This window comes from Variovorax atrisoli, from assembly GCF_014195185.1.
Taxonomy (GTDB): domain Bacteria; phylum Pseudomonadota; class Gammaproteobacteria; order Burkholderiales; family Burkholderiaceae_C; genus Variovorax; species Variovorax atrisoli.
In genome coordinates this window covers 36,397-44,842 of record NZ_JACIBG010000017.1, presented here as the reverse complement: position 1 = coordinate 44,842, position 8,446 = coordinate 36,397, and the positions used below count along the sequence as shown (strand labels likewise).

Genomic DNA, 8,446 nt, shown 5'->3' with positions numbered 1-8,446 from the left:
CTCCCTTCAGCGCTACGGGAGCGGATGAACAATATCAGGAGGAGGCCGCAGGCCGGGGGACATTCGCGGAGGGGAGTACCCGGTGGCCTGTGCACCCGCCCTGAATGAATGAATGAACCAAAAGCCTAAAGAGGCGCCCGCGAAGTGATGAACTGATTGACCCCCGCAGCAGCCCGCTCGCGAACAGCATCGAAAGTGGTGCTCTCCACGATGCGCCCGTTCTCGAACACCGTCTGCAGCAAATCGGCCTGACCAACCGCCATCGTCTCTTCCCGCACGGTGCGCTCGATGCCGTTCGCATCGCGCACCAATGCAAGACGCCCCTTCTTCGAAGCCTTGCCCATGTCCCCCACGGGCGACTTGTACACGTCGCGCCACTCGCCGTTCACCTGCATCGCCGAGCACTTCATCGCCCACTGCATGGTGTCCCGGTTGACCTGCTGCAGCAGCCCGCCGCCCATGCCGAAGGCGATGTTCTCCGCCGAGAAACCGTTGTGATAGAAGTTCGACAGGCACAGCCGCAGCGAGTCGAGCGTCACGCCGTCGCCCTGGATGATGCGCACGTTGTTCAGCACGCGGAAGCCCTTGGCGTTGGTCGTGGTGCCGAAGCGGTCGGCCAGGATGCGTGCAACCTGCAGCGTTGTCTCGGCCGGGTCGCCAGAGTCGGGCCGCACCACCAGCGTGGCGCCCGAGGCCACCACCTTCGCCTTCAGCTCCTCGCCCCAGATGCGCGCGCAGGCATTGAAGATGTCGTAGCTGTCGCTCACCACCGCGAAGGTCGCGCCGGGCTTGCCGAACTGGTCGACCATGTTGCCGTAGGCATCGGCTTCGTGCTCGCGGCCCCAGCCGGTGATGGTGCTGTGCTCGGCCGCGGGAATGGAGAAGCCCGCCACGTCGCAGTCGTAGTAGCGGCGCGCCGCCACCAGTGCGGCCAGCGTGTCGGTGCCCATGAAGTTCACCAGGTGCGCCATGCCGCCGAGCGCGGCCGATTCGAGGCTCGAGACACCCCGCGCGCCGAAGTCGTGAAGCCGGAAGGCGATCTGGCCCTGCGGGTCGTCGCAGGTCGCTTCCAGGTAGCGCAGCAACGTGGTGCGCGCTGCGGCCGAGAGCGTGGCCACCGTGGTGGGATACCAGATCGCGCGCAGCAGTTCGGTCTCGAGGAAGCTCGTGACCCAGAAGAACTCGGGGTCGGTGTTCTCGATGGTCGCGAGCACGTTGTGCACCGGCGTCACGCTGCCCTCGGGCACGGCGCGGATGCGCACCGGCATCAGCCCGCCGTGCTTCTCGATCAGCCGCAGCCAGCCTTCGCGGTTGAAGGGCTCGCCGTGCACGGCCATGAGCGCGGCGGCTTCCTCGACATCGTCGCGCGTCACCGGCGTCTGCAGGTATTCGCGCAGGTAGGCCTGCAGCCCGAAGAAGAGCGAGTGGCTGAAGATGCCGCCGCGAGACTCGATGTAGCTGTACACCGTCTGCGTGCCGGGCGGGTACTGCATCCAGTGCGAGACCTTGTACGAGTCGGTGCGCAGCAGCAGGTTGTTGCCCAGGGGCGTGGAATTGAGATTGCGGTTCATGTGAAAGCTCCTTTCACGTTGGCCCCGTCAACCGGGGCCGTTCTTGCTGACAAGGCCGGGACGTTCAGTTCTTTCCCAGCCCACCCAAAAAATGATTCGCGATGAAGAAGTGGTCTTCGTAGATGCGCTCCTGCATGTCGAGGAACTCGGCGATCGGCACCCAGCGCACCTCGGCCGCGTCGTCGTCGGCGCGCACTTCCGACAGGCCCGTCCACTGGTTGTGCGCCAGCTCGAAGAAGAAGCCGTGCGTGATGGTGCGGCCGCGCTGCGAGCGGTCGGGCGCGTCGAACACGTGGCTGGCCTTCATGCTGCCGTTGAGCACGGGCACCGGCACCTTCAGCCGCGTTTCTTCCTTCAGCTCGCGGATGGCCGCGTCCTGCAGCCGCTCGTGCTGGCCGACGAAGCCGCCGGGCAGCGCCCAGGTGCCCTTGCCGGGATGGAACTTGCGCTGCACCAGCAGGATGTGGCCTGCCTCGACCACCACCGCATCGACCGTGGTGTAGATCGGCGGGAATTCGCTGCCGGCGTAGCGGTACTTGTCTCGGTAGTCGGCGAGGAAGGCGCGCTCCTCGCAGAGCTCGGCGTAGTCGGCCGTGCGGGTGAACTGGTCGAGAAAGGCCGCGGTGCCGTCGGGCAGGTCGGCGCGGGCGAGCTGGCCGCGGTTCTCGGGGTCGAAGTAGAGGCTGCGCACGTCGGTGGCGTTGAGGCTCTCCACGCTGTTCTGGCCGACGAACTCCCAGTGCGGGAAGAGCTTGAGGTAGTAGCTCGATGCGTCCTTGAGGTGCCCCACGAGCGCCACCTTGGCCTTGGCCGGCGCATGGCCGTCCTGCGCGATGAGCCGCTCGACCGCCGACTGGATCGACGCGATCCAGATCTGGTCGTTGTAGGGCGAGTCGCCCACGCCGACCACGCTCACGCGCATCTGCTCGGTGCCGCGAAGGCAGGCGCGCACCATGCGTTCGCGTTCGTCGAAGGTGAAGGGGTTCTTGACGCTGCGTGGCTGCCGGTCGGAGCCGACCACCACGATGACCCGCTCGGCGGCGCGAAGGCCTTCCTCGATGAGTCGTTGATGTCCGAAATGAACGGGCTGGAAACGCCCGATGACGATGGCGTACTGGTACTTGCGTGTGCTCACTTGGGAATCCCCCAAAAAGGACGCGATCAACTCGCGTCTGGGTTCAGGATAGCATCGGTGCCGCATTCCGATCAAGCCCCGATGACAGAGCCTTCCTCTCCTTCCGCTCCCGCCGATGCCGTGCGCCTCAACAAGCGCATGGCCGATCTCAAGCTGTGCTCGCGCCGCGAAGCCGACGAATGGATCGCCAACGGCTGGGTGAAGGTCAACGGCAGGCCGGCCGAGATGGGCGTGAAGGTCACGCCGGCCGACCGCATCGAGGTCGACAAGGCTGCCAAGGGCCAGCAGGCCAGCCAGGTCACCATCCTCATCAACAAGCCCATCGGCTACGTGAGCGGACAGGCCGAGGACGGGCACGACCCGGCGGTCAAGCTCTTCACGCCGCAGAACCGCTGGGCCGACGACAACGCGCGCTTCTTCTTCAGCCCGAAGCAGCTGCGCGGCCTTGCGCCCTGCGGCCGCCTCGACATCGATTCCACCGGCCTGCTGGTCATGACGCAGGACGGGCGCATCGCGCGCCAGCTCATCGGCGAGGACTCGACGATGGAGAAGGAGTACCTCGTGCGCGTGGCCTACCACGGCCTGGGCCAGCCCGCGCCCACGGGCCAGCTGGTGCGGCTGGACGACGACGATCCCGTCACCACCAACGTGCAGGCGGTCTTCCCGAAGGCCATGCTCGCGAAGCTGCGGCACGGCCTGAGCCTCGACGGGCAGGCGCTGAAGCCGGCGCGCGTGGACTGGCAGAACCCCGAGCAGCTGCGCTTCGTGCTCACCGAGGGCAAGAAGCGGCAGATCCGCCGCATGTGCGAGCTGGTCGGCCTGAAGGTGGTGGGGCTCAAGCGCGTGCGCATCGGCCGGGTGATGCTCGGCAACCTGCCGCTGGGGCAATGGCGATACCTCGCGCCGCACGAGAAGTTCTGAGCCTGCGCGCGCTGAACCGCGCCACGCTGGCGCGGCAGATGCTGCTGGAGCGGCGCAGGCTGGGCGTGACGCAGGCCGTCGAGCGGCTGGCCGGGCTGCAGGCGCAGGCACCCAATCCGCCCTATATCGGCCTCTGGAGCCGCATCGAGGGCTTCCGTCGCGAACAGCTCACAGAGGCCCTGCGCCGGCGCCGCATCGTGCGCATGTCGACCCTGCGCGCGACGCTGCACCTGATGACCGCGCAGGACGCGCTGGCATGGCGCCCTCTGCTGGAGCCCGTGCATCAGCGAGGGCTGCTGGGCAGCACGCACAGGAAGGAACTCGAAGGGCTCGATCGCACAGCGGTGATCGCGGCAGGGCGCGCACTGCTCGGCGAGCAGCCGCGCACCGGCGCCGAGCTGGGGCAGGCGCTGGGCCTGCGGTGGACGGGCCGCGAGGCCGCATCGCTCGCCGCGCTGATCCGCAACAACCTGCCGCTCGTGCACCTGCCGCCGGCCGGCACCTGGAACTCGCACCAGAGCGCGGTGCTGCAGCCATTGGACGACTGGCTCGGGCAGGCCGTGCAAGCCGCTCCTGCCACGCAGGAGGACATGCTGCTGCGCTACCTCGCCGCCTTCGGCCCGGCCACGCTGGCCGATGCCGGCGCATGGTCGGGCCTCACGGGATGGAAGGCGGCCGCCGAACGCCTGCGGCCGCAGTTGCGGGTGTTCGCGGGCGAAGACGGCCAGGAGCTGTTCGACCTGCCCCGCGCGCCGCGGCCCGATCCCGATACGCCTGCGCCGCCGCGCCTCGTGGCCGAGTGGGACAACCTGCTGCTTTCGCACGCCGACCGCAGCCGCATCCTCAGCGAGTCGCATCGCGCCCGCGTGTTCACCGTCAACGGCATCGTGCGCGGCACGGTGCTGCTCGACGGCTTCGTCGCGGGCGTGTGGAAGATCGAGCGCGACAGGAACCGGAGCAAGAAGAACATCGCCACCGTGCTGCTGGAGCCCTTCGGCCGCTGGTCGAAGGCCGACCGCGACGGCGTGGAGCGGGAGGCCCTCGACCTGCTGGCCTTCAGCTCGGACGACGAAGGCGAGCGCCACGCCGTGCGCCTGGCCTGATCCGGCATGGCCTGGCATGGTCCGGCCATTGACCCCGCGGCGCGCCCGCCGCCTAAGCGTGCCCTAAGTATTCGCACCTACTCTGCGCCGCGGCGCAGGCTCTTCCGATCATCCCGGTCGCGTGCTACCTTGCGGCCGAAGGAGTCGCCGCGATGCGCGTGCTGTTGGTGGAAGACGATGAAATGATCGGGCGCAGCCTGAAGCAGGCGCTCGAGGGCGCGGGCTGGTCAGCGGACTGGGTGCGCGACGGTGAACTGGCGCAGAGCGCTCTGGGCGACGGCGGCTACACGTGCGTGCTGCTCGATCTGGGCCTGCCGAAGCAGGACGGCACCGAGGTGCTGCGCCGCGCCCGCGAACGCGGCGACGCCACGCCGGTGCTGGTGCTCACCGCGCGCGACGGTCTCGACGACCGCATCCACAGCCTCGACCTCGGCGCCGACGACTACCTGCTCAAGCCCTTCGAATTCCGCGAGCTGCTCGCGCGCATGCGCGCCGTGGTGCGCCGCCGCGACGGTGCCGCGCACTCGCTGGTGGGCAGCGGCGCGCTGCAGCTCGATCTCACCACGCGCGAAGTCGTGGTCAACGGCGCGCGCGAGGCGCTCACCGCGCGCGAGTTCGCGCTGCTGCACGCACTGCTGGAGCGCCCCGGCGCCATTCTTTCGCGCGAGCAGCTCGAGAACCGCATCTACGGCTGGGGCGAGGAAGTCACCAGCAACGCGATCGACGTGCTGATCCACGGCATGCGCAGGAAGCTCGGCGCCGATGCGATCCGCAACGTGCGCGGCCTGGGCTGGCGCGTCGCCGCATGATGATGCCCGCCCGCAGGCTTCGCGCACTTCGGGGCCGGGCTGCCGGGCTGGCCTGCCGATGAACGCAAGCTCTCGCGGCAAGGGCCGCTGGTGGCGGCCGCGATCGCTGCGCACGCAACTGCTGCTGTGGCTCATCACGCTGCACCTGGGCGCGGCTGTGCTCACGGCGTGGTTCTCTTTCGTGGCCTACGGCAACCTCGTGCACAACGCGCTCGACGACCAGATGCGCCTGGTGGCCGAGTCGTACGCGGGCAGCGATCCGCAGAAGCTGCCGCGCCCGATGGACGGCGAGGCCGCGTTCTCGCGCGGCGCCTTCATCGTGCAGATCTGGAGCCCCGACGGCGGCACGCTGCGCGCCACCTCGTGGCCGGTGCTCACCGTGCCGCTGCAGCCGCAGCCGGGTTTCAGCGACGTGAACACCGGCACGCACGCGGGTTCCGCCTGGCGCGTGTTCACCGCCGAGCACGGCTCGCGCGCCGACCAGCCGCGGGTGCAGGTGCTGCAGAACGAGGACTACCGCCGCCGCCGCGCCCTGCGCCGCGCGCTGCTCGAAGGCCTGCCGATCACGCTGCTGCTGCCGCTGGCGCTGCTGATCCTGTGGATCATCGTGTCGGCCGCCTCGCGCTCGCTGCGTGCCGTGGCCCGCGACGTGGCCTCTCAGGACGAGCGCAGCCCCACCGAGCTGTCGCTCGCGCGCGTGCCCGACGAGATCGCGCCGCTGGTGAGCGCCTTCAACAACCTGCTGTCGCGCGTGCGCAGCGCCTTCGCCACGCAGCGGCGCTTCGTGCAGGACGCAGCGCACGAACTGCGCACGCCGATGGCCGCCATCGGCCTGCAGATCGAGAACCTGCGCGCGCACGTGCCGGCCGGCGAAGCCACCGAACGCTTCAACCAGCTCGAAGCTGGCGTCACGCGCGCGCAGCATCTCATCGAGCAGCTGCTGCACCTGTCGCGGCAGGACGCGCCGCGCGCAGGCAACGCGAACGAGCGCGTCGACATCGAGGTGCTGCTGCGCGACAGCGTCAGCCAGCTGATGGTGCTGGCCGACGCGCGGCGCGTGGACGTCGGCTTCGAGGGCAGCATCGCAGCCGTGGTGGTCGCGCCCGCGGCGGAGCTGCGCAGCGTCTTCGACAACCTGATCGACAACGCGCTGCGCTACGCGCCCGAAGGCGGCGTGGTCGACGTGAAGCTGCACAAGGTCGAGGGCCATGCGGTGGTCGACGTGCTCGACAACGGCCCGGGCATTCCGAAGGAGGCCATCGACCGCGTGTTCGACCGGTTCTTCCGCGTGCCGGGAGCTGCAGCGGGCGGCAGCGGGCTGGGGCTGGCGATTGCGCGCACCGCGGCGGAGCGGCATGGGCTGCGCATCGAGCTGCGCAATCGCACCGACGGGCCCGGCCTGATGGCACGGGTGCATCTGCCTGCGTCAGCTGCCTAGCGGACGGAGGAGGGAGCCGCACGCCGGCGAACGGGGCTGGTGCGGTCCAAAGTTCCAGCAAAAGGCGCACCCCTCACTCGCGCCTAACTCTTCGCTCACATCCAACTCAGTCAGCGTGCCTAGAGTGCGTTCAGGTCCTGCCACGCGCAGTTCGCGCGATGGCATGTGACCGGAGACAGCCTGCTTCATTCAATCAGGAGAACACACACCATGCGCACTTCCTTCAAGCTTCTCGCCGTCGGTTCCCTTGCTGCGCTGGCAGCCGTGGGCGCCGCCACCGCTTCGGCCGAAACCACCGACGGTTCGGACTTCCATCCGCTGCAGATGAATTCGCCGGTGAACCCCGACGTGCAGGCCGGTGCGATGGCCGCCGCGCGTCCGAGCGGCACCGAGCCCGTCGGCCAGTCGACCAGCGCACCCGCGATGAGTTCGACGATGCCGGTGGCCGACATCCAGGCCGGTGCCTATGCCGCCTCGCATCCGACCGGCACCGAGCCGATCGGCCAATCGACTTCGCTGCCGATGGTGAAGTCGGGCAGCGGCAGCTGAGCGCGAGCCCGCATCCTGCTGCGGCGATGACGGCTGCGATCAGTCGTCGTTGCCGTTGGCGAGCAGTGCGCGGTAGATCACCGCGCCGATGATGGCGCCCGCGATGGGCGCCACCCAGAAGAGCCAAAGTTCCGACACCGCATGGGACGGCCCGAAGAGTGCCGGTCCCGTGCTGCGCGCCGGGTTGACCGAGGTGTTGGTCACCGGGATCGAGATCAGGTGGATGAGCGTGAGGCACAGGCCGATCGCAAGCCCCGCGAACCCGCCGGCCGCGCGCCGGGCGGTGGCGCCGAGGATCACGATGAGGAACACCGCCGTCATCACCACTTCGCACAGCAGCGCGGCCGTGAGGCCGTACTTGCCGGGCGAGTGTTCGCCATAGCCGTTGGTGGCGAAGCCGCCGATGTCGGCGCCCGGCTTGCCGGTGGCGATGAGATAGAGAATGCCCGCCGCCGCGATGGCGCCCAGCACCTGCGCCACGATGTAGCCCGCGAGCTGCGAGGCCTTGAAGCGGCCGGCGGCCGCGAGGCCGATGGACACGGCTGGATTGAAGTGCCCGCCCGAGATCGGGCCCAGTGCATAGGCCCCGGTCACCACCGTGAGGCCGAAGGCGAGCGAGACGCCCAGCAGGCCGATGCCGACATTCGGGAAGGCCGCCGCCAGGACTGCGCTTCCGCAGCCTCCGAGCGTGAGCCAGAAAGTACCAATGAACTCGGCGGACCACTTCTTGTAGGTACTGTGTTCCATGACGCTCCATCCTGAAGTTGATGAGAAAGCGCAGGCCGCCAGGCGATGCGCGGGCGGATTCTAGGAACGCAGGATGAGGGCTTTGAGCAAGTCTTCGGCGCTAACGGAACCTGTTCACGGAACGCGCGGCTTTCGTGCACTGCCGCAACTGCGTTGCATCTGCGGAAGCCGGG

The 8,446-nt window shown here is 68.9% G+C and carries 8 protein-coding genes; 5 read left to right on the top strand and 3 right to left on the bottom strand.

Going from position 1 to position 8,446, the window contains the following annotated elements; translation table 11 throughout:
• Positions 1–125 precede the first annotated feature (125 nt).
• Both FHY06_RS34100 and FHY06_RS34095 read right to left on the bottom strand, forming a co-directional pair.
• Positions 126–1,571, bottom strand: coding sequence for a nicotinate phosphoribosyltransferase (locus FHY06_RS34100; RefSeq protein WP_132802773.1), 1,446 nt, complete (start codon positions 1,569–1,571; stop codon positions 126–128).
• A gap of 64 nt (positions 1,572–1,635) precedes the next feature.
• On the bottom strand, positions 1,636–2,706 hold the full coding sequence (locus tag FHY06_RS34095; RefSeq protein WP_019657724.1) for a bifunctional nicotinamide-nucleotide adenylyltransferase/Nudix hydroxylase: 1,071 nt from the start codon (positions 2,704–2,706) through the stop codon (positions 1,636–1,638).
• 81 nt (positions 2,707–2,787) lie between these two features.
• On the opposite strand from FHY06_RS34095, the gene FHY06_RS34090 reads away from it, so the two are divergent.
• The 5 genes from FHY06_RS34090 (at position 2,788) to FHY06_RS34070 (ending at position 7,526) form a co-directional block, all read left to right on the top strand.
• A complete protein-coding gene (locus FHY06_RS34090) occupies positions 2,788–3,627 on the top strand; it encodes a pseudouridine synthase (protein WP_184607634.1) in 840 nt (279 codons plus the stop codon).
• On the top strand, positions 3,594–4,730 hold the full coding sequence (locus tag FHY06_RS34085) for a winged helix DNA-binding domain-containing protein (RefSeq protein ID WP_184607633.1): 1,137 nt from the start codon (positions 3,594–3,596) through the stop codon (positions 4,728–4,730). The genes FHY06_RS34090 and FHY06_RS34085 overlap by 34 nt, the downstream gene beginning before the upstream one ends.
• Positions 4,731–4,882: 152 nt before the next feature.
• Entirely contained in the window at positions 4,883–5,539 is a 657-nt protein-coding gene (locus FHY06_RS34080; protein ID WP_019657727.1) for a response regulator, read from the top strand.
• Positions 5,540–5,597: 58 nt separating this feature from the next.
• Complete coding sequence (locus tag FHY06_RS34075) at positions 5,598–6,977, top strand: sensor histidine kinase (RefSeq protein ID WP_019657728.1); 1,380 nt, start codon at positions 5,598–5,600, stop codon at positions 6,975–6,977.
• A gap of 210 nt (positions 6,978–7,187) precedes the next feature.
• Complete coding sequence (locus tag FHY06_RS34070; RefSeq protein WP_019657729.1) at positions 7,188–7,526, top strand: hypothetical protein; 339 nt, start codon at positions 7,188–7,190, stop codon at positions 7,524–7,526.
• 39 nt (positions 7,527–7,565) lie between these two features.
• On the opposite strand, the gene aqpZ is transcribed toward FHY06_RS34070, so the two are convergent.
• The gene (aqpZ, locus tag FHY06_RS34065) at positions 7,566–8,273 is read right to left on the bottom strand and encodes an aquaporin Z (protein WP_019657730.1); all 708 of its coding nucleotides are present in this window, start codon (positions 8,271–8,273) and stop codon (positions 7,566–7,568) included.
• Positions 8,274–8,446 lie beyond the last annotated feature (173 nt).

Bases quoted from the DNA above. Each gene is read 5' to 3' on its own strand.
- FHY06_RS34100 (WP_132802773.1), bottom strand. From the start codon at position 1,571: ATGAACCGCAATCTCAATTCCACGCCCCTGGGCAACAACCTGCTGCTG.
- FHY06_RS34090 (WP_184607634.1), top strand. From the start codon at position 2,788: ATGACAGAGCCTTCCTCTCCTTCCGCTCCCGCCGATGCCGTGCGCCTC.
- FHY06_RS34085 (WP_184607633.1), top strand. From the start codon at position 3,594: ATGGCGATACCTCGCGCCGCACGAGAAGTTCTGAGCCTGCGCGCGCTG.
- FHY06_RS34080 (WP_019657727.1), top strand. From the start codon at position 4,883: ATGCGCGTGCTGTTGGTGGAAGACGATGAAATGATCGGGCGCAGCCTG.
- FHY06_RS34075 (WP_019657728.1), top strand. From the start codon at position 5,598: ATGAACGCAAGCTCTCGCGGCAAGGGCCGCTGGTGGCGGCCGCGATCG.
- FHY06_RS34070 (WP_019657729.1), top strand. From the start codon at position 7,188: ATGCGCACTTCCTTCAAGCTTCTCGCCGTCGGTTCCCTTGCTGCGCTG.
- aqpZ (WP_019657730.1), bottom strand. From the start codon at position 8,273: ATGGAACACAGTACCTACAAGAAGTGGTCCGCCGAGTTCATTGGTACT.